The 22591-nt window shown below is 72.2% G+C and carries 24 protein-coding genes; 8 read left to right on the forward strand and 16 right to left on the reverse strand.

Going from position 1 to position 22591, the window contains the following annotated elements:
• Positions 1 to 4: 4 nt before the first annotated feature.
• The 3 genes from AB0M92_RS21150 to AB0M92_RS21160 are packed head-to-tail and all read left to right on the forward strand — an operon-like array spanning position 5 to position 1862.
• Entirely contained in the window at positions 5 to 973 is a 969-nt protein-coding gene (locus AB0M92_RS21150; RefSeq protein ID WP_366103779.1) for a 2-oxoglutarate and iron-dependent oxygenase domain-containing protein, read from the forward strand.
• The gene (locus AB0M92_RS21155) at positions 970 to 1554 is read left to right on the forward strand and encodes a serine O-acetyltransferase (RefSeq protein WP_366103780.1); all 585 of its coding nucleotides are present in this window, start codon (positions 970 to 972) and stop codon (positions 1552 to 1554) included. Before AB0M92_RS21150 ends, AB0M92_RS21155 begins: the two co-directional genes overlap by 4 nt.
• Positions 1551 to 1862: a hypothetical protein gene (locus AB0M92_RS21160; RefSeq protein WP_366103781.1), complete on the forward strand. Its 312-nt coding sequence runs from the start codon at positions 1551 to 1553 to the stop codon at positions 1860 to 1862. The genes AB0M92_RS21155 and AB0M92_RS21160 overlap by 4 nt, the downstream gene beginning before the upstream one ends.
• Positions 1863 to 1892: 30 nt before the next feature.
• Here AB0M92_RS21160 and hemB read toward each other — a convergent pair whose 3' ends face one another.
• Positions 1893 to 2894, reverse strand: coding sequence for a porphobilinogen synthase (gene hemB / locus AB0M92_RS21165; RefSeq protein ID WP_366103782.1), 1002 nt, complete (start codon positions 2892 to 2894; stop codon positions 1893 to 1895).
• A gap of 42 nt (positions 2895 to 2936) precedes the next feature.
• Positions 2937 to 3359 (reverse strand): ATP-binding protein, encoded by a 423-nt coding sequence (locus AB0M92_RS21170; protein WP_366103783.1) that lies wholly within the window; start codon positions 3357 to 3359, stop codon positions 2937 to 2939.
• 112 nt (positions 3360 to 3471) lie between these two features.
• On the opposite strand from AB0M92_RS21170, the gene AB0M92_RS21175 reads away from it, so the two are divergent.
• Together AB0M92_RS21175 and AB0M92_RS21180 are read left to right on the forward strand one after the other, a co-directional pair.
• A complete protein-coding gene (locus tag AB0M92_RS21175; RefSeq protein WP_366103784.1) occupies positions 3472 to 4296 on the forward strand; it encodes a helix-turn-helix transcriptional regulator in 825 nt (274 codons plus the stop codon).
• A complete protein-coding gene (locus AB0M92_RS21180; protein ID WP_366103785.1) occupies positions 4293 to 4535 on the forward strand; it encodes a DUF397 domain-containing protein in 243 nt (80 codons plus the stop codon). The genes AB0M92_RS21175 and AB0M92_RS21180 overlap by 4 nt, the downstream gene beginning before the upstream one ends.
• Here AB0M92_RS21180 and AB0M92_RS21185 read toward each other — a convergent pair.
• The 6 genes from AB0M92_RS21185 to AB0M92_RS21210 all read right to left on the reverse strand — a co-directional run bounded on the left by AB0M92_RS21185 (position 4513) and on the right by AB0M92_RS21210 (position 11875).
• Complete coding sequence (locus tag AB0M92_RS21185) at positions 4513 to 5958, reverse strand: HEAT repeat domain-containing protein (protein ID WP_366103786.1); 1446 nt, start codon at positions 5956 to 5958, stop codon at positions 4513 to 4515. The two genes, AB0M92_RS21180 and AB0M92_RS21185, sit on opposite strands and share 23 nt — an antisense overlap.
• Positions 5959 to 6136: 178 nt before the next feature.
• Positions 6137 to 7807, reverse strand: a complete 1671-nt coding sequence (locus AB0M92_RS21190) for a bifunctional uroporphyrinogen-III C-methyltransferase/uroporphyrinogen-III synthase (RefSeq protein ID WP_366103787.1) — start codon at positions 7805 to 7807, stop codon at positions 6137 to 6139.
• Positions 7804 to 8772, reverse strand: a complete 969-nt coding sequence (gene hemC / locus AB0M92_RS21195; protein WP_366103788.1) for a hydroxymethylbilane synthase — start codon at positions 8770 to 8772, stop codon at positions 7804 to 7806. The genes AB0M92_RS21190 and hemC overlap by 4 nt, the downstream gene beginning before the upstream one ends.
• On the reverse strand, positions 8769 to 10469 hold the full coding sequence (locus AB0M92_RS21200; protein WP_366103789.1) for a glutamyl-tRNA reductase: 1701 nt from the start codon (positions 10467 to 10469) through the stop codon (positions 8769 to 8771). The genes hemC and AB0M92_RS21200 overlap by 4 nt, the downstream gene beginning before the upstream one ends.
• Positions 10466 to 11314: a redox-sensing transcriptional repressor Rex gene (locus AB0M92_RS21205; RefSeq protein ID WP_366103790.1), complete on the reverse strand. Its 849-nt coding sequence runs from the start codon at positions 11312 to 11314 to the stop codon at positions 10466 to 10468. The genes AB0M92_RS21200 and AB0M92_RS21205 overlap by 4 nt, the downstream gene beginning before the upstream one ends.
• 273 nt (positions 11315 to 11587) lie before the next feature.
• Positions 11588 to 11875 carry a glutaredoxin family protein gene (locus AB0M92_RS21210; RefSeq protein ID WP_366103791.1) on the reverse strand — a complete coding sequence of 96 codons (288 nt, stop codon included), beginning with the start codon at positions 11873 to 11875 and terminating at the stop codon, positions 11588 to 11590.
• A 99-nt stretch (positions 11876 to 11974) separates the two neighbouring features.
• On the opposite strand from AB0M92_RS21210, the gene AB0M92_RS21215 reads away from it, so the two are divergent.
• The 3 genes from AB0M92_RS21215 (at position 11975) to AB0M92_RS21225 (ending at position 15688) form a co-directional block, all read left to right on the forward strand.
• Positions 11975 to 12979, forward strand: a complete 1005-nt coding sequence (locus AB0M92_RS21215) for an HAD-IB family hydrolase (RefSeq protein ID WP_366103792.1) — start codon at positions 11975 to 11977, stop codon at positions 12977 to 12979.
• 407 nt (positions 12980 to 13386) lie between these two features.
• Positions 13387 to 14202 (forward strand): ECF subfamily RNA polymerase sigma factor, BldN family, encoded by an 816-nt coding sequence (locus tag AB0M92_RS21220; RefSeq protein ID WP_366103793.1) that lies wholly within the window; start codon positions 13387 to 13389, stop codon positions 14200 to 14202.
• A gap of 289 nt (positions 14203 to 14491) precedes the next feature.
• Positions 14492 to 15688, forward strand: coding sequence for a DUF5667 domain-containing protein (locus tag AB0M92_RS21225; protein WP_366103794.1), 1197 nt, complete (start codon positions 14492 to 14494; stop codon positions 15686 to 15688).
• A gap of 66 nt (positions 15689 to 15754) precedes the next feature.
• Here the strand turns inward: AB0M92_RS21225 and AB0M92_RS21230 are convergent, their stop codons facing one another.
• The 8 genes from AB0M92_RS21230 to AB0M92_RS21265 all read right to left on the reverse strand — a co-directional run bounded on the left by AB0M92_RS21230 (position 15755) and on the right by AB0M92_RS21265 (position 22466).
• Complete coding sequence (locus tag AB0M92_RS21230; RefSeq protein WP_366103795.1) at positions 15755 to 16759, reverse strand: lysophospholipid acyltransferase family protein; 1005 nt, start codon at positions 16757 to 16759, stop codon at positions 15755 to 15757.
• The gene (locus AB0M92_RS21235; RefSeq protein ID WP_366103796.1) at positions 16759 to 17844 is read right to left on the reverse strand and encodes an NAD-dependent epimerase/dehydratase family protein; all 1086 of its coding nucleotides are present in this window, start codon (positions 17842 to 17844) and stop codon (positions 16759 to 16761) included. Before AB0M92_RS21235 ends, AB0M92_RS21230 begins: the two co-directional genes overlap by 1 nt.
• A 94-nt stretch (positions 17845 to 17938) precedes the next feature.
• Positions 17939 to 18037, reverse strand: a complete 99-nt coding sequence (locus AB0M92_RS21240) for an AURKAIP1/COX24 domain-containing protein (protein WP_003948845.1) — start codon at positions 18035 to 18037, stop codon at positions 17939 to 17941.
• A 140-nt stretch (positions 18038 to 18177) separates the two neighbouring features.
• A complete protein-coding gene (locus AB0M92_RS21245) occupies positions 18178 to 18387 on the reverse strand; it encodes a helix-turn-helix domain-containing protein (RefSeq protein ID WP_158708561.1) in 210 nt (69 codons plus the stop codon).
• Positions 18388 to 18500: 113 nt separating this feature from the next.
• Positions 18501 to 19331 carry a phosphatase gene (locus tag AB0M92_RS21250; RefSeq protein ID WP_366103797.1) on the reverse strand — a complete coding sequence of 277 codons (831 nt, stop codon included), beginning with the start codon at positions 19329 to 19331 and terminating at the stop codon, positions 18501 to 18503.
• A gap of 91 nt (positions 19332 to 19422) precedes the next feature.
• Entirely contained in the window at positions 19423 to 20601 is a 1179-nt protein-coding gene (locus AB0M92_RS21255; RefSeq protein ID WP_366103798.1) for an acetoin utilization protein AcuC, read from the reverse strand.
• A complete protein-coding gene (locus AB0M92_RS21260) occupies positions 20543 to 21769 on the reverse strand; it encodes an MFS transporter (RefSeq protein ID WP_366103799.1) in 1227 nt (408 codons plus the stop codon). Before AB0M92_RS21260 ends, AB0M92_RS21255 begins: the two co-directional genes overlap by 59 nt.
• Before the next feature lie 43 nt (positions 21770 to 21812).
• On the reverse strand, positions 21813 to 22466 hold the full coding sequence (locus AB0M92_RS21265) for an HAD family hydrolase (RefSeq protein ID WP_366103800.1): 654 nt from the start codon (positions 22464 to 22466) through the stop codon (positions 21813 to 21815).
• Positions 22467 to 22591 lie beyond the last annotated feature (125 nt).

Below are 22591 nucleotides of genomic sequence, written 5' to 3' on the forward strand. Positions count from 1 at the left end.
GGAGATGCTCAAGGAGATCGCACTCGACGTCCGGGCCCCGGGCGCGGCCGACGACCGGCACGTCCGCAGCGCCCTGCGCGACGGATTCTTCCTGGTGCGCAACACGGTGCCGGAGAGCCTGCTGGACGAGGCGTACGCCATGCTCGGCGCGTTCTTCGAGCTGCCCGCCGAGACCAAGGCGGACTGCCGGGTGACCGGCTCCAACGGGCAGTCCGGATACCTCCCACCCCTCGTCGAACAGGGCGAGAAGGGCCGCACCCCCGACTGGAAGGAGCTGTTCCACTGGGGCGCCCCGCTGCCCGCCGCCCACCCGCTGCGCGAGCGCTACCCCGCCCGCTACCCGCAGCCGTACTTCCCCGACCACCTCGTCCCCGGGATCGGCGCCGCGCTGGGCGAACTCCACCTGCGGATGGCCGCCTTCCAGCTCGACGTGGTCCGCCGGCTGGCCGGGGCGCTCGGAGCCGCCCCCGGTTACTTCGAGGAGATGCTGGAGGACGGCCCCGTCGTCAACCGCGCCACCTGGTACCCGCCGATGGAGCAGGCCCCCTCCGCGGACCACGTCTGGATGGTGGAGCACCAGGACTTCGACCTGATCACCGCCCTGCCCCGGGCCACCGCCGCCGGACTCGAAGTCCTCATCGACGGCGGGTGGACCCCGGTCGAGGCACCGGACGGCTACACCGTGCTCAACGTCGGCATGGTCCTGGAACGGCTCACCGGCGGCCTGGCCCGCGCCGCCGTCCACCGCGTCGTCTCCGCCCCCGGCCAGAGCGGCGGCCGGCTCTCCATCGTGCAGTTCTGCCACCCCACCCCGTGGACGGTGCTCTCCACGCTCCGCGGCGCCGCGACCGACGGCCTGCCCGACCGCTACCCGGCCCTGACCGCGCAGGACCTGTTCCAGCGCACGATGTACCGGATCAACCGGCTCGACTCCCAACAGGCCGCCCCGCTCAGCCCGGCGGGCCGGCCGTGAACGGCGCCGGAGCCCGGACCCCGCGTCGGATCGGTGTCCTGCGGCAGATCCGCGAGGACCTCGACACGGTCGTCGCCCGCGACCCCTCCCGCCCGCGCCTGCGCGACGCCCTGCTCCACTCGCCCTGGCACGGACTGGCCCTCCACCGGCTCGCGCACCGCCTCCACCTGCGCGACCACCGCTTCGCCGCCGGGCTCCTCACGCTCGCCGGCCGCCTGCTCTCCGGCATGGAGCTCCATCCGGGGGCCCGGATCGGCCGGCGGGCCTTCATCGACCACGGCTTCGGCGTGGTCATCGGCGAGACCGCCCGCGTCGGCGACGACGTGACGCTCTACCACGGGGTGACCCTCGGATCGCGCGGCTGGTCCCGGGCCCCCGAGCCCGGCGTACGCCGCCACCCCGTCATCGGCGACGACGTCCTCATCGGCGTCGGCGCCTCCGTGCTCGGCCCGGTCACCATCGCCTCCGGCAACCGGATCCGCGCCCACTCGCTCATCCTGCGCGATCTCCCCGCCCCCGGCAGGGCGGTCCGCATCGACCCCGTCCGAGAAGCCGCCCACCCCTCAAGGAGCACCGCATGACGCCGGCCACCCTCAGAGAGCGCACCCTCGAACTCGCCAAGGACCTCGACACGGCCGAATGGATGCCCACCGACCTGGAACGCGTGATCACCCGGCGCCTGCTGACGGCCGCCGAGCCGGTCGGCTGCATCACCGAGCACGCCGTACGGGACGCCGTGTGGGAGGGCTCCGAACCGCTCGTCAGGGCGAGCGAGGGCAGGCTCTCGCTCCTGCTCGCCGAGATCACGTACAGCCTCGCCGGAAACGGCCGCGACGCGGCGGGCCTGGCCTCGGCCCAGGCCCTGCTCGCGTCGGTCAACCGGCGCTAGGGGGTGTCGCTGACCTCCCGCTGCGGGAGGTCAGCGGGTCTCGCGGAGCCAGCCCGCGACCTCCGTCGCCCAGTACGTCAGGATCGTGTCGGCGCCGGCCCGCTTGATGCCCATCAGGGTCTCCAGGATGGCGCGGTCGCGCTCGATCCAGCCCTTCTCCGCCGCCGCCTCGATCATCGCGAACTCACCGCTGATCTGGTACGCGGCCACGGGCACGTCCACCGCCTGCGCGACCCGGTACAGGATGTCCAGGTAGGGGCCGGCCGGCTTCACCATGACCATGTCCGCGCCCTCCTCCAGGTCGAGCGCCAGCTCCCGCAGCGACTCCCGCGCGTTCGCCGGGTCCTGCTGGTACGTCTTGCGGTCGCCCTGGAGGGAGGAGGCGACGGCCTCGCGGAACGGCCCGTAGAAGGCGGAGGTGTACTTCGCCGTGTACGCGAGGATCGATACGTCCTCGTGCCCGGTCTCGTCGAGCGCGTCGCGGATCACGCCGACCTGGCCGTCCATCATCCCGCTCGGGCCCACCACGTGGACGCCCGCGTCGGCCTGGACCTGCGCCATCTCGGCGTACCGCTCCAGGGTGGCGTCGTTGTCGACGCGGCCGTGCTCGTCGAGGACCCCGCAGTGGCCGTGGTCGGTGTACTCGTCCAGGCACAGGTCCGACATGATGACGAGGTCGTCGCCGACCTCCGCCTTCACGTCGCGGATCGCGACCTGCAGGATCCCGTCGGGCTCGGTGCCCGCCGTGCCCAGTGCGTCCTTGTTCTCGTCGGCCGGGACGCCGAAGAGCATGATCCCCGCGACGCCCGCCTCGACGGCCTCCACGGCGGCCTTCCGCAGCGTGTCGCGGGTGTGCTGGACGACCCCCGGCATCGCCGAGATGGCGAGGGGCTCGGAGATGCCCTCGCGGACGAAGGCGGGCAGGATCAGGTCCGACGGGTGCAGCCGGTTCTCCGCGACCATCCGCCGCATCGCCGGGGTGGTGCGCAGCCGGCGGGGCCGCGAGCCGGGGAAGGATCCGTACGCGCTCATACTCAGTCGCCTCTTCGAGCCTGGACAGCAGTCGCCTCCAGCCTAGGGGGTGCCGTGCGGCCGGCCCGTCACGGCGAGCTCGCACCACACCACCTTCCCGGGCCTGCGCGGCCCGACCCCCCACCGCTCGGCGAGCGAGGCCACGAGCAGCAGCCCCCGCCCGCCCTCGGCCCCGGGATCCCGGTCCTTCACCTGCGGCAGACCACCCCCGCTGTCGGCCACCTCGACCCGGACCAGGTCCGCGAAGAGCAGTAGCCGAAGCCGGTAGTACCGGCCGGGCGGCACCCCGTGCAGCAGGGCGTTGGTGGCGAGCTCGCTCACGCAGAGCAACAGATCGTCCCGGCGGGATGTGACACCCCACGCATCAAGTGTCACCGCCGCGAACTCCCTGGTGGAGCCGATGGATTGGCGGCTGCGGGGGAAGTACCGCTCACGCAGCATGGCCGGATGGATTTCCAGGTTCACGGGGCGATGGTCGCGGTGCGTGACTAGCGTGAGCCAGACCGGTAACCCGTACTCCCTCAGGAGTACGGGTTGGTACCGGTATCTCTCGTGCGTACTCGGGGAGTTCACAGGCATGCCACCACGCAAGAGGCCCCGGCCCAACGAAACCGCGATGAAGATGGTCGGCGCCCTGGTCGCCGCCGCCCGCGTCGACAAGGGAATGACACAGCGCACCTTCGCGGAAGCGCTGCACATGGACATCGAGACCGTCGCCTCCATCGAGCAGGGCCGACGGACCCTCATGCCCAACGTCGCCGAAAAAATGGACCGGGTCCTCGGCCTGCCGGGGCTGCTGACGGTAGCGGCGAACAAGATGCCGGAGGTGGACATGGTCCCGGCCTGGGCGGAGGAGTACATGGAGCGGGAGCGGGAGGCCCTCGCCCTGTCCTGGTACGACACGCTGACCGTGCCCGGTCTGCTCCAGACCGAGAACTACGCCCGCGCGGTACTCGGCTGCCGCGTCCCCTTCGTGGGCGAGGAGAAGATAGAGCGGCAGACCGCCCACCGCATCCAGCGACAGCAGATCCTGACCCGGCCGGTCCCGCCGACGCTCAGCTTCATCGTCTGGGAGGCCCCCCTCCGGGACCGGATCGGCGGCACCGAGGTCTACCGCGAGCAACTGCGCCATCTGCGCGCCTGCGCCGACCGGCCGACCGTCTCGCTCCAGGTGCTGCCCCTCGGCATCACCGCCCACGCGGGCCTCAACGGTCCGTTCATTCTTCTCGAAACACCCGAGTTCCAGCACCTCGCGTACTCGGAAACGCAGCGCGGGAGCTTCCTCGTGCGCGACCCGAACGAGGTCAGCATCCTCACTCAGAAGTATGCGATGCTGCGGTCACAGGCCCTCAACTTCGCGGAGACGAAGGACCTGTTGGACCGGTTGCTAGGAGAGTCATGAGCACCCCACTGAAGTGGTTCAAGTCCAGTTACAGCGCCAGCGAGGGCGGCCAGTGCCTGGAAGTGGCCTACGCCTGGCGGAAGTCCTCTTACAGCGGCGACGAAGGCGGCGCCTGCGTCGAGGTCGCCACCTGCCCCAGCGACCGGGTCCACGTCCGCGACTCCAAGGTCACCGACGGCCCCACCCTCGCCCTCGCCCCCGCCGCCTGGGCCGGCCTCACTCTCTGGGTTCGTTCCTGAACCTCCACCGCCACAAGCCCTCCGCCCGGTGGTCCGCCGCCAGTTCCGGGCCCAGCGGGCCCACCCCTGCGTACGCCTCCACCGTCCCCGGGTCGTCCCGCAGGGCCAAGCCGTAAGCGGCGCTGAGCCGTAGCTCCTGCTCTTCGGAGCCGAGGAGTTCCCACAGCGCCTCGGTGGTCCGAGGCGAGCGGTCGGCGCTCCGGGCCGTGGCGAAGGCCGCCCAGCTCCGAACCTCCGGATCGCCGTCCCGGAGCAGGGCCAGCAGCACCGGCCGGTCCTCCTCGGACAGCTCCTCCCCGCCCAGCGCCTCGGCGGCCGTCTTCCGTACCCCGGCGTCGGGGTCCCGGCCGAGGTCCAGCACCGCCCGCAGCGCCTCGGGATCCAGGGGGCGGCCGAAGAGCCGCGGCACCCGGCGCCGCACGCGCGGGTCCGGATGCCCGGTGTGGCGCAGCCCGAACTCCCGCGCCGCGGGGTGGTCGTCGGCTTCCAGGAGCCCGAGCAGCCGTGCCAGCACCCGGCCGTCCCGTTCCGTGTCCGCCCAGCCGCCCAGAAGCTCGGCCTGTTTCCTCTCGTACCAACGGGCGTGTCCGGTGACTGCGGACATCATCCAGCCCAAGCTCAGGTAGTCGGCGACGAACTCCCGGCGCAGGGGCGCCGGGTCCCGGTGGAGGGCGACCACCTCCTGCCACGTCCACGCGCTCTGGCGCTGGCCGAGGACCGAGAGGGACGCCCACCAGTCGGCGTGTTCGGGGTCCCCGTGCCGCACCGCGCGGGCCACCAGCTCCCCGACCGGGGCCAGGATCCGGCAGTGCCACTCCAGCCGGGTCAGGACGGCCCCGTGCCCCGCCCGGACGGTCCGCCCGCCGAGGGTGACCTCCTCGACGCGGTCGTCGACGCGGTCGTCCCCGCCGTCCCGCACCCACCGGACGTCCGCCGGGCCCGTCGCCCCCGTCAGCCGCCGCAGCTCGCCCTCCGCGCCCCGCTCGTACCACCACCTGGCGGCGACGAGCAGCCGGTCGCGCGCCGCCTCCGGCAGCCGCGCGGGGCGCTCGTCCAGGAGCGCCGACACCACCGCCGGGGAGCCGCCCTCGACGGCCCGCAGCAGCGGGGTCGTACCGTCCGGCAGCACCCGGTCGGGATCGGCCCCCGCCTCCACCAGAGCCTCGACGGTCTTGTGCGCGAACGCGGCCACCGCCGCGCACAGGACGGGCACGCCGTCCGCGTCCACCGCGCCGGGATCGGCTCCGGCCCCCAGCAGCGCCCCGGCGATCTCCTCTTCGCCCGCGGCCACCGCCGCGCACAGCACCGGCAGTCCGTCCCCGTCGACCGCGTCGGGGTTGCTCCCCGGCCCCAGCAGCGCGTGGACCTCCGGGAGGTCCCCCGCCCGGACCGCCGCCACCAGCCGCGCGTCCCCGTCCGTCATCCGCTCCCCCGCATCCCCGCATCCCCGCATCCCCGTCTTCTCCGGCGGTGATCCTTTCCGGACGGGGCCCGCCGCACAACGGGATTACACGGGATGACGAAGACGCGAGGGGCCCGGGTGCGCGTGCACCCGGGCCCCTCGACCACCGCTGCGGACCGCGTCCGGCCGCCTAAGCCGCTCACGTCGTACGACGCCGCCGCGCGCCCGGGCGCCGCTCGCTCGGGCGGGACACCGGGTCGCCGGCCTCCTTGGCCGCCTCGCGGCGGGCCGCGCCGTACTCGGCCAGCGCCTCCGCCAGCTTGCTCACGCTCGGCTCCGGCGACAGGACGTCGACCCGCAGGCCGTGCTCCTCCGCCGTCTTGGCCGTGGCCGGGCCGATGCACGCGATGACGGTGACGTTGTGCGGCTTCCCGGCGATGCCCACCAGGTTGCGCACCGTGCTCGACGAGGTGAAGAGAACGGCGTCGAAGCCGCCGCCCTTGATCGCCTCGCGCGTGTCCGCCGGCGGCGGCGACGCGCGCACGGTCCGGTAGGCCGTGACGTCGTCGACCTCCCAGCCCAGCTCTATCAGCCCGGCGACCAGGGTCTCGGTCGCGATGTCGGCCCGCGGCAGGAACACGCGGTCGATCGGGTCGAAGACCGGGTCGTACGGCGGCCAGTCCTCCAGCAGCCCGGCCGCGGACTGCTCCCCGCTCGGCACCAGGTCCGGCTTGACGCCGAACTCGACCAGCGCGGCGGCGGTCTGCTCGCCCACGGCGGCGACCTTGATGCCCGCGAAGGCCCGGGCGTCGAGCCCGTACTCCTCGAACTTCTCGCGTACGGCCTTCACCGCGTTCACGCTGGTGAAGGCGATCCACTCGTACCGTCCGGTGACGAGCCCCTTCACGGCCCGCTCCATCTGCTGCGGGGTGCGCGGCGGCTCCACGGCGATGGTCGGCACCTCGTGCGGCACCGCACCGTACGAACGCAGCTGGTCGGAGAGCGAAGCGGCCTGCTCCTTCGTGCGCGGTACGAGGACCCGCCAGCCGAACAGCGGCTTCGACTCGAACCAGGCCAGCTCCTCGCGCCGCGCGGCGGCGGCGCCCTGCTCACCGACCACGGCTATGACCGGCCGGGCGCCCTCGGGCGAGGGGAGCACCTTGCCCTGCTTGAACACCTGGGCGATCGTCCCCAGGGTGGCGTTCCAGGTCCGCTGGCGGGTCGTCGTACCGGCGACGGTCACCGTGAGCGGGGTCTCGGGCTTGCGCCCGGCGGACACCAGCTCGGCGGCCGCGCTCGCGACGGTCTCCAGCGTCGCCGAGACGACGAGGGTGCCGTCGCTGGCGCCGACCTCGCTCCAGCAGCGCGCGGAGGCGCCCCGCGCGTCCACGAACCGCACGTCGGCGCCCTGCTTGCCGCCCAGCGGCACACCCGCGTACGCGGGCACGCCCACCGCGGTCGCGACACCGGGCACCACCTCGAAGGGGATGCCGCCGGTCGCGCAGGCGAGCATCTCCTCGGCCGCGTTGCCGTCGAGCCCGGGGTCGCCGGTGACGGCACGCACGACCCGCCTGCCGGAGCGCGCGGCCTCCATGACAAGATTGGCGGCATCTCGGATCACCGGGACACCGGCGGCTGCTGACACTTCGTCAGCAATCGTCAGCTGAGGCGTGTCCACTCCCGCGCGCGCATGCGTGCGCACGACATCGAGCACCTCGGGCTCCGCGATCAGGACGTCCGCGGCGGCGAGGGCCTCGACGGCGCGCAGCGTCAGCAGACCCGGGTCACCGGGGCCGGCACCGAGGAAGGTGACGTGCCCGTGGGCCGCGACGGCCGCGAAGGCGGAGGTGGTGGGACGTGTGGGGTTCAAAGCGACCGCTCCCCCATCAGACCGGCCGCGCCCTTGGCCAGCATCTCGTCCGCGAGTTCGCGGCCGAGCGCCATGGCCTCGTCGTACGACTGGGGCACGGGACCGGTGGTGGACAGCTGCACGAGCGTCGAGCCGTCGAGGGTTCCGACGACGCCGCGCAGGCGCATTTCATTGACAACCTGGCCGTCGGCCAGAAGATCGGCGAGCGCGCCCACGGGGGCGCTGCAGCCGGCCTCCAGGGCGGCGAGCAGGGAACGCTCGGCGGTCACGGCGGCCCGGGTGTGCGGGTCGTCGAGCTCGGCGAGCGAAGCGATGAGCTCCGCGTTGGACGCGAGGCACTCCACGGCCAGGGCGCCCTGGCCCGGAGCCGGCAGCACGCAGTCCACGGACAGCAGGTCGGTCGCCTCGTCACCGCGGCCGATCCGGTTCAGCCCGGCGGCGGCCAGGACGACGGCGTCCAGCTCCCCGTCGCGCACGAACCCGATCCGGGTGTCGACGTTGCCGCGGATGGCGACCGTCTCGATGCGCTTGCCGAGGGCGCGCGCGTAGTGGTTCAGCTGCGCGGTGCGGCGCGGCGAACCGGTACCGATGCGGGCGCCGTCGGGCAGCTGCTCGAAGGTCAGGCCGTCACGGGCGACGAGCGCGTCGCGCGGGTCCTCGCGCAGCGGCATCGCCGCGACCACGAGCTCCTCGGGCTGCGCCGTCGGCAGGTCCTTCAGCGAGTGGACGGCGAAGTCGACCTCGCCGCGCAGCAGCGCGTCGCGCAGCGCCGTGACGAACACGCCGGTGCCGCCGATCTGCGCGAGGTGCTCACGGGACACGTCACCGTACGTCGTGATCTCCACGAGCTCGACGGGCCGGCCGGTGATCGCCCGTACCGCGTCGGCGACATGGCCGGACTGGGACATGGCCAGCTTGCTGCGCCGCGTGCCCAGCCGCAGGGGCTGGTCGAGACGTGGATTCATGATGCCCGTCCTGAGTCGTCGTTCTTGTCTGCCGCGTCCGCCCGGCTGACGGAGGCCACCGTCTGCGGGTCGAGATCGAAGAGTTCGCGCAGCGCCTCCGCGTACCCGGCGCCCCCGGGCTCGCTGGCGAGCTGCTTGACGCGCACCGTCGGCGCGTGGAGGAGCTTGTCGACGACGCGGCGCACGGTCTGGGTGACCTCGGCCCGCTGGCGATCGTCCAAGTCCGGGAGCCGTCCGTCGAGGCGCGCCACTTCCATGGCCACGACCTCGGCGGCCATCGCCCGCAGGGCGACGACGGTCGGCGTGATGTGCGCGGCCCGCTGCGCGGCGCCGAAGGCGGCCACCTCTTCGGCGACTATCGCCCGTACGGCGTCCACGTCCGCCGCCATCGGCGCGTCGGCCGAGGCCTCGGCGAGCGACTCGATGTCGACGAGCCGCACGCCCGGGATCCGGTGCACGGCGGCGTCGATGTCGCGCGGCATGGCCAGGTCCAGCAGGGCCAGCCGTACGGGTGCCACGTCGACCTGGCTGCGGGCGCCCCTGCGGGGCTGCCGCTGCGCGGCGGCCTCGCCCTGGTCGGCCCACGTGCCGTGCAGTTCGAGGGAGTTGGCGTCGACCCCGGTGAGCGCGGCCCGCCCGTCCCCGGCGAGCACCTCGACGGGACAGCCGTCCGCCGCGCCCGCCACGGGCACGATGGTCCGGGCGACACCACCGTCGGCGAGCCGCACCCCGGCCGCCGCGGCGGCCACGAGCCGCGCGAGGACGTCGGCGTCGACGGTCTCCAGCCCCGCCGGAGCGTGAGGCGCGCGATCCGGGGCCGAGCCCCGGGAATCGGGAAGGGACGGGGAGGGGAGGAGCCCCGCAGGGCCCACCGCCGCGGCCACGTCCTCGGCGGTCAGCACCAAGCCGGTGGCCCCGGTGCAGGAGATGACCACGTCAACACGTGTCAGTTCCTCGGCGACGGCCGACATCGGGACGGACTGCGCCCGCACCCCGGTGCCCGAGGCAACCAGAATCTCGGCCAAGCGCTCCGCCCGGTCGGCGGTCCGGTTCGCCACCACGACCTCGGCCACGCCGACCCGCGCCAGCGTCGCCGCCGCCAGCGACGACATCGACCCGGCTCCGATCACCAGGGCCCGCTTGCCCTTGGCCCAGGCGTCCACCGGCAGGTGCACGGCCAGCTGCTCCAGCCCGAACGTCACCAGCGACTGGCCGGCCCGGTCGATCCCGGTCTCGGAGTGCGCCCGCTTGCCGACGCGCAGCGCCTGCTGGAAGAGGTCGTTGATCAGGCGCCCGGCGGTGTGCAGCTCCTGCCCCAGCGCCAGCGCGTCCTTGATCTGCCCGAGGATCTGGCCCTCGCCGACGACCATCGAGTCCAGCCCGCACGCCACCGAGAACAGGTGGTGCACCGCCCGGTCCTCGTAGTGCACGTACAGGTACGGGGTGAGCTCCTCCAGCGCCACGCCGCTGTGCTGCGCGAGCAGCGTCGACAGCTCGGCGACACCGGCGTGGAACTTGTCCACGTCGGCGTACAGCTCGATCCGGTTGCACGTGGCGAGCACCGCCGCCTCCGTCGCCGGCTCCGCGGCGAGCGTGTCGTGCAGCAGCTTGACCTTGGCATCGGCGGACAGCGAGGCCCGCTCCAGCACGCTCACCGGCGCGCTGCGATGGCTCAGTCCCACGACGAGCAGACTCATGCCGGCATCACCGCCGGCACGTCGCCCTCGGGGCCGTTCTTGCGCGGGGCGGCGGCGGCCCGCCCGGCCGGCGGCTCGACCGCCGCGGCGGGGGCCGCACCGGCACCGCCGGCGGCGTCGGCGACGGCCTCGTCACCGGACGGGGCGGAAGGCGCCGGGGAGGAGCCGGCCGCGGCCGCTTCCTCCCCCGCCTTGCGCTGCTCGTGGAAGGCCAGGATCTGCAGCTCGATCGACAGGTCGACCTTGCGCACGTCCACGCCGTCCGGCACCGACAGCACGGTCGGCGCGAAGTTCAGGATGGAGGTGACACCGGCGGCGATCAGCCGCTCGCTCACCTGCTGGGCCGCGCCCGCGGGGGTCGCGATCACGCCGATCGAAACGCCGTTCTCCGAGATGATCTTCTCCAGATCATCGGTGTGCTGCACGGGCATGCCGGCGACCGGCTTGCCCGCCATCGCGGGGTCGGCGTCGATGAGCGCCGCGACGCGGAACCCGCGCGCGGAGAAGCCGCCGTAGTTGGCCAGGGCGGCGCCGAGGTTGCCGATGCCGACGATGACGACCGGCCAGTCCTGGGTCAGACCCAGTTCGCGGGAGATCTGGTAGACGAGGTACTCGACGTCGTAGCCGACGCCGCGGGTCCCGTACGAGCCCAGGTAGGAGAAGTCCTTGCGGAGCTTGGCGGAGTTGACTCCGGCCGCCGCCGCGAGCTCCTCGGAGGACACCGTGGGCACCGATCGCTCGGAGAGCGCGGTGAGTGCGCGCAAGTACAGCGGAAGCCGGGCGACAGTGGCCTCGGGAATACCTCGGCTGCGGGTCGCCGGTCGGTGAGTTCGGCCAGTTGCCACGATGCTCCTGCGGGATGAGCGGGGCTGCAGGCGGTCACTTGTCCCAAGACCGCCCCGTCGAATGCAGGCTATGTCTTTGTGAACGCGTGCACAAAGATTGTGTCCGCTTTGTCCGAGCAAAGTGACCGGGGTCACGCGGCTCGGGCCCGTGGGGCGGGAACCCACAACACGCCGAACCCGTTCAAATCCCGAGGCGGGCAAAACGGTACACACTCCTCATCGATACGCCCCCGAGACCCCACAAATCGCCCATGATGGTAACCGGCCGGAGGCTCAGTCCTCCAATGCGCGGCGCAGCCGGTCCGGGTTCACCCTCCAGAAGGTGTGCTGTTCGCCGTCCACGAGCACCACCGGGATCTGCTCCCAGTGCAGCCGGTAGAGCTCCTCGTCCTGCGAGATGTCCTTCTTCTCCCACTGTGCTCCGACTTCCGCGCAGACCTTCTCGATCACCTCCTGGGCGTCGTCGCACAGATGGCACCCCGGCTTCCCGATGAGCGTGACCAACCGCTCGCCGGGACGCTTCTTTTCCTTACGACGCAGCAAAGGGCTCATGCCCCCCATTCTCCCGCGCCGCCGCGTAACACCGGGGCACCGAAGAGTTCACGCCCCCGGCATCCGGCGGGTTCGGGAACTCCCGAACACAATGGCTATGCTCGCGTCATGGCCGCTCTGGGATGGCTCACCCCCCGTAGGCGCTCCGCAACCGCGCGGAGCGTGCTGGCAGGCGAGGCCTCGGCCGAGGCCGCCCGCAAGACCGCACAGGGTCTCGACGGCATCGACGAGGACGCCGGACCACCGGCCGGCTCCGCCGAGGCGGCCGAGGCGGCCGAGGCTTCGGCGGCGGAGGCCGCCGAGGAAGCGGAACCGGCCGAGCCCGAGTTCCCCGTCGCCGGCGACGACCTCGCCGCCGCCTTCTTCGACCTCGACAACACCGTCATGCAGGGCGCCGCGATCTTCCACTTCGGCCGCGGCCTCTACAAGCGGGAGTTCTTCCACCGCCGCGAACTCGCCCGCTTCGCCTGGCAGCAGGCGTGGTTCCGGCTGGCCGGGGTCGAGGACCCCGAGCACATGCAGGACGCCCGCGACAGCGCCCTCTCCATCGTCAAGGGCCACAAGGTCTCCGAACTCATGTCGATCGGCGAGGAGATCTACGACGAGTACATGGCCGAGCGGATCTGGCCGGGCACCCGCGCCCTGGCCCAGGCCCACCTCGACGCCGGCCAGAAGGTCTGGCTCGTCACGGCCGCGCCCGTGGAGACCGCCACGATCATCGCCCGCCGCCTCGGCCTCACCGGGGCGCTGGGCACCGTCGCCGAGTCCGTCGACGGCATCTACACCGGCCGGCTCGTCGGCGAGCCGCTGCACGGACCCGCGAAGGCCGAGGCGGTCCGCGCCCTGGCCGCCGCCGAGGGACTCGACCTCGAACGCTGCGCCGCGTACTCCGATTCGCACAACGACATTCCGATGCTGTCGCTGGTCGGACATCCGTACGCGATCAATCCCGACACAAAACTGCGCAAGCATGCCCGTGCACACGACTGGCGGCTGCGCGACTATCGGACCGGCCGCAAGGCCGTGAAGGTCGGCGTCCCGGCGGCCGCCGGGGTCGGCGCGATCGCGGGCGGGGCGGCCGCCGCCATCGCCCTGCACCGCCGCCGCAAGTAGCCCGCGGCGCACCATGGCGGGGCCGCCACCCGCCGCCGCCTGCACCGAAGCCGCCCGGCCGCCCGCCGGGCGGCTTTTCGCGTACCCGCGAGCCGTCGCGCGGCGGACATTCCCCCACCTCTACCCCCGCACCCGGAGCACCACTCCGGCCTGCCCGACTCGGTCGCGAGCCACTGTGGAAGCGCCCATTCCGCGCACCCAACCGATCAAGAACCGATCATCAATTGCGACCGAATATGCCGTCGACACGCAACAGAAGTGTCGGAACCGGTGATTTGAGCAACTGGGTGTAGCGCTGCCTGTACGAAGCGTTATTCTCCTCAAACGCATGCCACCGGCCATCTGTCGCCACGACGGGTGAACGGTCCCGCACTGCACGTGATGGAAGCTCTGCCTCTGGGAGTCCCGTGTACCCACCTGTCGGGGTTGACGCCTCGGGCCTGGCTACGCTGCGCGCAACGGTCATCGACCACCTGCGCGGCTTCGTCCCCACCGCGTACGCCGTCCCCGCCCTCGCCGCCGCGGTCCCTGCCGGCCTCGGCCCGGCCGGTCCCTGCTATGCCCTGACCGACGGCGGAGCGACGGTGGGCAGACGCGGTCGCGCGGGAGGAGGTGCCGGCACCGCCGCAAGCGGAACGAGCGCGCCCGCCGCCCGCCGCCCCACCGCGGACAGCGACCAGGCCCGCATGATGGACCTGGTCGAACGCGCCCAGGCCGGCGAGGCCGAGGCCTTCGGCCGGCTGTACGACCAGTACAGCGACACGGTGTACCGCTACATCTACTACCGCGTCGGCGGCAAGGCGACCGCGGAGGACCTCACCAGTGAGACCTTCCTGCGCGCGCTGCGCCGCATCTCCACCTTCACCTGGCAGGGCCGCGACTTCGGCGCCTGGCTCGTGACGATCGCCCGCAACCTGGTCGCGGACCACTTCAAGTCCAGTCGCTTCCGCCTGGAAGTGACCACGGGCGAGATGCTGGACGCGAACGAGGTGGAACGATCCCCCGAGGACTCCGTCCTGGAGTCCCTCTCCAACGCCGCCCTGCTGGAAGCCGTGCGCAAGCTCAATCCCCAGCAGCAGGAATGCGTGACCCTGCGGTTCCTCCAAGGCCTGTCGGTCGCCGAGACCGCCCGGGTGATGGGGAAGAACGAGGGCGCCATCAAGACGCTCCAGTACCGGGCGGTCCGCACCCTGGCCCGCCTGCTGCCGGACGACGCCCGCTGACCTCCGGGCCGCGCACCGCCACACCCGCGCACGACCCGGATCCCCCCGCGCCCCCACACCTTCCGACCCTCCTGACAATCCACACAACCGGTGACCCCTCGATGACGCTGTGGTCCGATCATCCTTCGTCCGTAACCCAAGTGCCGCGCCGCTCGTTGTGCGGAATGCAGGCTCCCTGTGGACACGCCCTGCCTGAAGCCGCTCACTCGAAAGTGTGGATGTGCTCAAGGAAGGCAACCTTCCGGACACCTTGGGGAGTCGATCGTCATGACGAGAGGAGGTGCCGCCAGTGATCGCGAACGTGACTCCGCACCGGCGGGCGAACGCCTTCGCCCAGGCCCTGGAGGATCGGACCCCGTCCGACCTTTCGGAACCGGACCCGGCGGCCGAGCAGTCCGAGGCACCTGCCGAACCTGCCGACCACAACCGGTTGTTGGCCCTGGCGAGCGCGCTCGGCGAACGTATGCCGCGCCCGGTGCTGGACCCCGAGGTCAAAGTGGTGCAACGAGCACAGCTCGTGGCCGCCATGGAGGCCATGGTGATGGAAGAGAGGGCCGCGGGCGGGGCCGCCTCGGACCCTCAGGTGCCCGAGCAGCGGACCGGCCGCGGCGCCCACCGGGCGACCTCGCTCCGGAAATTGCGGCCCCGCTCCCGCTGGTCCAAGGGCATCGCAGCGGGCGGCCTCACCGTGGGTGTGGCCGCGGGGGCCTTCAGCGGAGTGGCCGCTGCCAGTACGGACGCCCTGCCCGGTGACTCCCTCTACCCCGTCAAGCGGGGCATGGAGGACCTGAAGCTGGGGATGGCCGACGAGGACGCGGACCGGGGCGAGCTCTACCTCGACCAGGCTTCCAACCGCCTGTCGGAGGCCCGCAGGCTGATGGAGCGCGGCAGGTCGGGCAGCCTGGACCACGAGTCGCTCGGCGCGATCCGCCGGGCCCTCGACGGTATGAAGCACGACGCGGCCGAAGGCCACCGACTGCTCCAGGCGGCCTACGAACGGGACGGCTCGCTCGGCCCGATCCAGGCCCTGTCGTCCTTCTCCCGCTCCCACCGCGACGCGTGGGGCCGGCTCCGGGAAAAGCTCCCGGCGCAGCTCACCGACGTGGGCGGGGAAGTCGAGTCGGTCTTCCAGGCCATAGACGATGACGTGGCGCCCCTCCAGAGCATGCTCCCCAAGACCCCGGAGCAGGCCCGCGGATCGAGCGCCCCGGCCAAGCCCAGCGCACCGACCGGACAGCACCAGAGCGCTCCGGCGGCGGGCGCGCCCTCGGCCAGCCCGACCCCGCCCGCACCCACCGGCGGCAAGCCCTCATCCGCTCCCGGCGGGCTCCTGGGCGGCACGGGGGACCTCCTCCACCCGCCCACGGGCCAGAACACCCCGGCGTCCTCGTCCTCCCCGGAGCACGTGGCCCCGGAGATCACCCTGCCGCCCCTCCTCCCGGGCCTGCTCCCGGGCCTGGGCATCCAGGCGGAGGACACGGAGTAACACGCACGTACGGCGCAGGCCCTCGACCCCGACCGGGGGTTGAGGGCCTGCGCCGTACGCACGGGGTCAGAAGAACACGGACCGCCGCTGCACCAGCAGCTTGTAGAGGGTGTGCTGGATCTGCTCGCGGACCTCGTCCGTGAGGTTGAACATCAGCATCGGGTCCTCCGCCGCCTCCGGCGGGTACCCGTCCGTCGCGATCGGCTCGCCGAACTGGATCGTCCACTTCGTCGGCAACGGCACCGCCCCCAACGGCCCCAGCCACGGGAACGTCGGCGTGATCGGGAAGTACGGGATCCCCAGCAGCCTGGCCACCGTCTTCGCGTTGCCGACCATCGGGTAGATCTCCTCCGCCCCCACGATCGAGCAGGGCACGATCGGCGTCCCCGCCCGCAGCGCCGTCGAAACGAACCCGCCCCGCCCGAACCGCTGGAGCTTGTACCGGTCTCCGAACGGCTTCCCTATCCCCTTGAAGCCCTCCGGCATCACCCCGACCAGTTCCCCGGCCTCCAGCAGCCGCTGCGCGTCCTCGGAGCAGGCCAGCGTGTGCCCGGCCTTGCGCGCCAGCTCGTTCACCACCGGCAGCATGAACACCAGGTCCGCCGCCAGCAGCCGCAGGTGCCGCTGCGCCGGGTGGTGGTCGTGGACCGCCACCTGCATCATCAGCCCGTCCAGCGGCAGCGTCCCGGAGTGGTTCGCCACGATCAGCGCGCCGCCCTCGGCCGGGATGTTCTCGATGCCCTTGACCTCGACCCGGAAGTACTTGTCGAACAGCGGCCGCATCATGGACATCAGGACCTGGTCCGTCAGCTCCTTGTCGTAGCCGAACTCGTCGACCTCGTAGTCCCCGGTGACCCGGCGCCGCAGGAACGCCAGCCCGCCGGCGAGCCGCCGGTCCCAGGAGCCCCCGCCGGACTCCGCGGCGCCGGACTCCACGGCCGCGGCCTCCGCCCCGGCAGCCTCCGTCCCCGGCTCCTCGGCAGGAGCGGGCACCGCACGCACCCTCCGGGCCCCGGCGACCCGCCGGCGCGGCCGCTCCTCGTCGAACGGAATGACCTTGGCGTCCGCCACTATCGCTGCGCTCCCTCTTCGGCTCCGGCAACCCCGGCGTTCACGTTCAAGCCGTCCACCTTCAGCGCGGCCGCCACCCGGTCCACGGCCTGCCCCGCCTGCTCAGGCGGCAACAGCCCCTTCCCGCGGCTGCGCGCGAAATCGGCGAAGGTCTCGGCGGTCGTGTACATGGGCTTGAATCCCAGCACCTCCCGCATCTGGGAGGTCTCCACGACCCGCCCGTGCGTCAGAAGTCTGATCTGTTCCGGCGAGAAATCGGTGACCCCCACCGCCCGCAGCGCCGATCCCACCCACGTCACCGCGGGCAGCAGCAGCGGCACCGTCGGCCGCCCCAGCCGGCGCGCGCACTGCGACAGCAGCAGCACCCCGTCCCCCGCGATGTTGAACGTCCCGCTGTTCAGCGTCCCGCGCCCGGGTTCCCCCGCCGCCAGCCGCAGCACGTCCAGGACGTCGTCCTCGTGCACGAACTGGAGCCGCGGGTCGTAGCCCAGCACCGTCGGCATCACCGGCATCGAGAAGTACTCGGCGAGCGCGGAGTCCGCGTACGGCCCCAGGATGTTCGCGAAGCGCAGCACGCACACCGCCACGTCCGGCCGTCTGCGCGCGAAGCCCCGTACGTACGACTCGACCTCGACGGCGTCCTTGGCGAAGCCTCCCGCCGGCAGGGACTTGGGCTGCGTGGTCTCCATGAAGACGGCCGGATCCCGCGAGGCGCCCCCGTACACGCCGGTACTGGACTTCACCACGAGCCGCCGTACGGTCGGCGACTTCTGGCAGGCCCCCAGCAGCTGCATCGTGCCGATGACGTTGGTTTCCTTGACGGCACTGCCCCCGCCGCCCGCGCCCGCGCCGCCGCCGGTCACGGCGAGGTGGACCACCGTGTCCACGGCGTGCTCGGCGAGCACCCGGGCGATGGACGACTGCCTGATGTCCGTACGGATGAACTCCGCCGATCCGAGCCGGTGCGGCGGCGCCACCGCGTCGACCGCGATGACCCGATCGACATCGGGATCACGCTGGGCGCGCCGCACGAAGCGGCCCCCCAGCTGCCGGGCAGCCCCGGTAACGAGCACGACCTTCCCCACGAGCTCCGCGCCTTCCTCGTCGTCCCCCGGCTACACCGCAGCCCCTCCACCAAAGTCTGGTGGAGGGGCTGCGGAGAACACGTACAGCTGCCGTTTACTTCTTGTTACGGCGCTGGACGCGGGTGCGCTTGAGCAGCTTGCGGTGCTTCTTCTTAGCCATCCGCTTGCGCCGCTTCTTGATAACAGAGCCCACGACTACCCTCGCTCACTTCTCGGAACATCCCCGCGCTAGCGGGGATCGGTGCGGGGCGTCTGGGCCCACACGACCTACGTCGGCCTAGCCTACCCGCCCGAGCTCCGAGCCCGTAATCCGAGGGACACCGCGGGTCAATCTCAGGCCGACTCCACCCCCACATAGGACTCTCGGAGGTACTCGTGAACCGCGTTTTCGGGGACCCGGAAGGACCGGCCCACCCGGATTGCGGGCAGATGGCCGTTATGCACCAAGCGGTACACGGTCATCTTCGACACTCGCATCACCGAGGCAACCTCTGCCACGGTCAGGAACACGACCTCACTGAGAGGCCTCTCGCCAGCAGCCATGACACACCTTGACCTTCCGCGCATGACGGGCACCGGCTTCCCCTCCGGTTACTCCTCGTCGTCGCACGCTCACTCCCAGAGTAGGGGCGTGTGATACGAGTGGGGAAGAGGAGCTACGGCCACTCCTGCTCGTCCGGCAGGCTCGCCCGATCGAGTACATAGCGAATCAGTGGTCTGTAGTAGTCCGCGCGCACCGCGTCATCAAGCGGAACGGCCACCGCCACCCGCCCCTCCGCCTCGCCGACGAACAGCGCCGGGTCGTCCGTATCCGCCAGCCCGATCGCCTCCACACCGAGCTGACCTGCGCCGCAGACCCACCCGTGGTCCCCCACCACCAATTCCGGCAACGGCCCGCCGGCCTCCGCGAGGGCCCCCAGCGCGATCCGAACCGGCAGGGGTGAATGGGTGTGCACGCCGGTGGCACTCCCCGGCGGCCGCGCGCCGGGTTCCCGCACCAACGCGACTCCCCGTACGTAATCGATGCTGTGCCTGCGTACGCCGAACCGGGTCGCCACGTCGACGCTCACCCCCTGCGCAGGGGTGAGCACAACACATCCCACCGCCGACAGGGCGCGGGCCAAACTGGCGTAGAAACCCAGGAGACGGTGCGGATGACCCGTCCCGAACAGCACGGGCGACCGCGCCCCGGCCGCCTCCCCCAGCCGCCCCGCGAAGGCCTCCAGGCCCGCCAGGGTCAGCTCCGGATCGATCACATCAGGCCCTTTGACGTGCGCGGGATCCGCAGAGACCCCGCACTTGTCCGCCATCAGCCTCAGCAGGTCACCCTCGCCCCAGCCCCACTCCGGATCCAGCCCCAGCAGCACCCGCGGATCCCGCGCCGCGAACAACCGGTAACTGCGCAGGCTCTCCTCCCGCGACGTGGCGACGGGCCCGGCCAACCGGGCGGCCAGCAGATGCGCACGCAGCGCGGCGGTGCTCAACACCCTCCGATGCTGCCGCACACCACCGGACCGATCATCAATTCCGGGTAACAGCCCCACCGTTGGCGTAACGATGCTTCGCCCCGCCCAGGCCTCAGGTGAGCAGACCCCGCAACGGGAACACCGCCCGCCGCGTCGCCAGAACGGCCTGATCGATCCGGTCGGCCGGGTCGTAGCCCGCCTCCCAGTCCCGCCACTGCACCGTCCGCCCGTCCGTCATCCGCGCCGGAGCCGGCTGCCGCGTCCGCGCGTACACCTCGTCCCGCCACGCGTCCGGCACCGCGGCCGTCGGATCCACCGGACGGTGCGCCGCGATCCCCACCAGATGCGTCCAGGACCGCGGTACGACGTCCACGACCGCGTAACCGCCGCCGCCCAGCGCCACCCACCTGCCGTCCGCGTACTCGTGCGCGAGACGGTGACAGGCCTCCTGCACCGCCCGCTGCGCGTCCAGCGACACCGCCAGGTGCGCGAGGGGGTCCTCGAAGTGCGTGTCCGCCCCGTGCTGCGTCACCAGCACCTGCGGCCGGAACTCCTCCAACAGCTCGGGCACCGTCGCGTGGAAGGCCCGCAGCCACCCCTCGTCCCCGGTCCCGGCCGGCAGCGCCACGTTCACCGCCGAACCCTCCGCGGCCGGCCCGCCCGTCTCCTCGGGCCAGCCGGTCTGGGGGAACAGCGTGCGCGGATGCTCGTGCAGCGAGATCGTCAGCACCCGCGGATCGTCCCAGAACACCGTCTGGACCCCGTCCCCGTGGTGCACGTCCACATCCACGTACGCGACCCGCTCGGCCCCCAGCTCCAGCAGCCGCGCGATCGCCAGCGCCGCGTCGTTGTAGACGCAGAACCCGGCCGCCCCGCCCGGCATGGCGTGGTGCAGCCCGCCCGCGAAGTTCACCGCGTGCCCGGCCTCCCCGCGCCAGACCGCCTCCGCCGCCGCCACCGACTGCCCCGCGATCAGCGCCGAGGCCTCGTGCATCCCGTGGAAGGCCGGATCGTCCACCGTCCCCAGCCCGTACGACCCGTCGGCCACTCCGGGATCCGCCGACACCTCGCGCACCGCGGCCACGTAGTCCTCCCGGTGGACCAGCCGCAGCGTCGAGTCCCCGGCCGCGCGGGCCGCCCGTACCTCCATCTCCCGGTCCAGCCCGAAGGCGCGCACCAGGCCCATGGTCAGCGCCAGGCGCACCGGGTCCATCGGATGGCTCGGTCCGAAGTCATACCCCGTTACCGCCTCGTCCCACATCAACAGCCCGGTCTTCGGCTCGCCGCTCATGCCCGACACCGTATCGGGCGCTCTCCGCGCCGAACGAGCGGGCGTGGAAGAGTGTCACGAGGACCAGCACCATCGGCACGAGCATCGCACCCCGGTAACTCCAGGCGTCCCCGATGCCGCCGACGAGCGGCGACCCGATCAGGAAGCCGACGTAGTTGAAGATGTTCAGCCGCGCGATGGCGGTGTCGGACGCCCCCGGGAAGAGACGGCCGGCGGCGGCGAACGTCTGCGGCACGATCACGCACAGCCCGATCCCCAGCAGCGTGAACCCGAGCATTCCCGTCCACGCCCCGGGCGCCGCCGCCACCACCGCGAACCCGCCGGCCGCGACCACCGTCCCGATCCGCACGACGGCCACCGCGCCGAAGCGCCGCACGCCCAGGTCCCCGACGGCCCGCCCGATCAGCGTGGTGACCATGTAGACGTTGTACGGGACCGTCGCCAGCTGCTCCGAGCTCCCCAGCACGTCCTGGAGGTACTTGGCGCTCCAGTTCGAGACCGTCGAATCCCCGATGTACGCGCACGCCATCACCAGGCACAGCGGCAGCAGCAGCCGGAACCCGCCGGCCCCGAGCCCCTTCTCCGGGACTTCGGTGCCCCGGCCCTTCTGGTCGACGTAGAAACGGCTCCCGTAGAACGCGAGCGGCAGCAGCAGGACCACCGCCGGCAGGTAAGAGGTGAACAGCGACAGGTGCCAGTGCGCCCCGGCCCATGCCGCGGAGGCCCCGACGATCCCGCCCAGGCTGTACGCGGCGTGGAAGCCGAGCATGATGCTGCGCCCGTACGCCCGCTGCAGGCTCACCCCGAGCATGTTCATCGAGGCGTCGAGCGCACCGACGGACAGCCCGAAGGCCCCCAGCGCCACCGCCGCGTGCCACATCTGCGAACCGGCCCCGACCCCCAGCAGGGCGAGCAGGACGAGGGGCTGCGCCCACCGCAGTACGGTGGCCGGCCCGACCCGCTTCACGAGGTGCTCGGTGGCCACGCTGGAGACCCCGGCGAGGATCGGCACGGCGGCGAGGAAGGCGGGCAGCAGTCCGTCGGATATCCCGTACCGGTCCTGGATGGCGGGGATCCGCGTCACGAGGAGGGCGAAGGTCACGCCCTGCACGAAGAAGCTGAACCCCAGGGAGCCCCGCCCCCGGCGCAGCCGAACGTCTTCTGTCATGGCGGCACAGCGTAGGCCCGCGGGCTACCCGTGGGTAGAGAGATCACACGGGGAGTTCCAGAAGCCCCGTCAGCTCCTTCATCTCCCCGAAGAGCCCGGTGGCCCCGGCGAGCCGCTCGGCCGGGGTCATCGCGGTGAACCCGTACACGTCCATCCCGGCGGCGACCGCGGCCCGGACCCCGAGCGGGCTGTCCTCGACCACCACGCACCGCGCGGGATCGACCCCCATGGACCGGGCCGCGTGCAGGAACAGATCGGGGGCCGGCTTGCCCCTCCCCACGTCCTGCGAGCTGAAGATCCACTCCTCCTCGAACCACCCGTCGAGCCCGGCCGCCCGGTGCCCGACCCGGATCCGCTCGTGACTCCCGGAGGAGGCGAGGCAGTACGGGACCCCGTGGGCGGTCAGCGCCCCGAGCACGTCCACGGCACCGGCGACCGGCACCAGCTCCCGCTCGAAGGCGGCGAAGGTCCGCGCGTGCAGGGTCTCGTCGAAATCGGCCGGCAACCGCTCCCCGGTCCGCTCGAACACGAGGTCGTGGACGCGGTGCACGGCGGCACCCATGTAGTCGCGGATCGAAGCCTCGTACGAGGTGGGGTGCCCCAGCTCGGTGAGATAGCCCGCGAGGATCGTATTGGCGAGCGGCTCACTGTCCACCAGCACGCCGTCGTTGTCGAAGATGACGAGGTCGTATCCCATGCCCACGACCCTACGCAAAAGATGCCCGTAAACGCAGAAAAGCCCCGCACCAGAAGGTGCGGGGCTTTCCCACAATGATTGTTCGGCGGCGTCCTACTCTCCCACAGGGTCCCCCCTGCAGTACC

It is taken from the genome of Streptomyces sp. NPDC051582 (assembly GCF_040681715.1).
In the GTDB taxonomy this organism is placed as follows: Bacteria; Actinomycetota; Actinomycetes; order Streptomycetales; family Streptomycetaceae; genus Streptomyces.

Bases quoted from the DNA above. Each gene is read 5' to 3' on its own strand.
- AB0M92_RS21150 (WP_366103779.1), top strand. From the start codon at position 5: ATGCTCAAGGAGATCGCACTCGACGTCCGGGCCCCGGGCGCGGCCGAC.
- AB0M92_RS21245 (WP_158708561.1), bottom strand. From the start codon at position 18,387: ATGGCTGCTGGCGAGAGGCCTCTCAGTGAGGTCGTGTTCCTGACCGTG.
- AB0M92_RS21175 (WP_366103784.1), top strand. From the start codon at position 3,472: ATGCCACCACGCAAGAGGCCCCGGCCCAACGAAACCGCGATGAAGATG.
- AB0M92_RS21210 (WP_366103791.1), bottom strand. From the start codon at position 11,875: ATGGGGGGCATGAGCCCTTTGCTGCGTCGTAAGGAAAAGAAGCGTCCC.
- AB0M92_RS21260 (WP_366103799.1), bottom strand. From the start codon at position 21,769: ATGACAGAAGACGTTCGGCTGCGCCGGGGGCGGGGCTCCCTGGGGTTC.
- AB0M92_RS21215 (WP_366103792.1), top strand. From the start codon at position 11,975: ATGGCCGCTCTGGGATGGCTCACCCCCCGTAGGCGCTCCGCAACCGCG.
- AB0M92_RS21200 (WP_366103789.1), bottom strand. From the start codon at position 10,469: ATGAGTCTGCTCGTCGTGGGACTGAGCCATCGCAGCGCGCCGGTGAGC.
- AB0M92_RS21160 (WP_366103781.1), top strand. From the start codon at position 1,551: ATGACGCCGGCCACCCTCAGAGAGCGCACCCTCGAACTCGCCAAGGAC.
- hemB (WP_366103782.1), bottom strand. From the start codon at position 2,894: ATGAGCGCGTACGGATCCTTCCCCGGCTCGCGGCCCCGCCGGCTGCGC.
- AB0M92_RS21265 (WP_366103800.1), bottom strand. From the start codon at position 22,466: ATGGGATACGACCTCGTCATCTTCGACAACGACGGCGTGCTGGTGGAC.
- AB0M92_RS21255 (WP_366103798.1), bottom strand. From the start codon at position 20,601: ATGAGCGGCGAGCCGAAGACCGGGCTGTTGATGTGGGACGAGGCGGTA.
- hemC (WP_366103788.1), bottom strand. From the start codon at position 8,772: ATGAATCCACGTCTCGACCAGCCCCTGCGGCTGGGCACGCGGCGCAGC.
- AB0M92_RS21180 (WP_366103785.1), top strand. From the start codon at position 4,293: ATGAGCACCCCACTGAAGTGGTTCAAGTCCAGTTACAGCGCCAGCGAG.
- AB0M92_RS21185 (WP_366103786.1), bottom strand. From the start codon at position 5,958: ATGACGGACGGGGACGCGCGGCTGGTGGCGGCGGTCCGGGCGGGGGAC.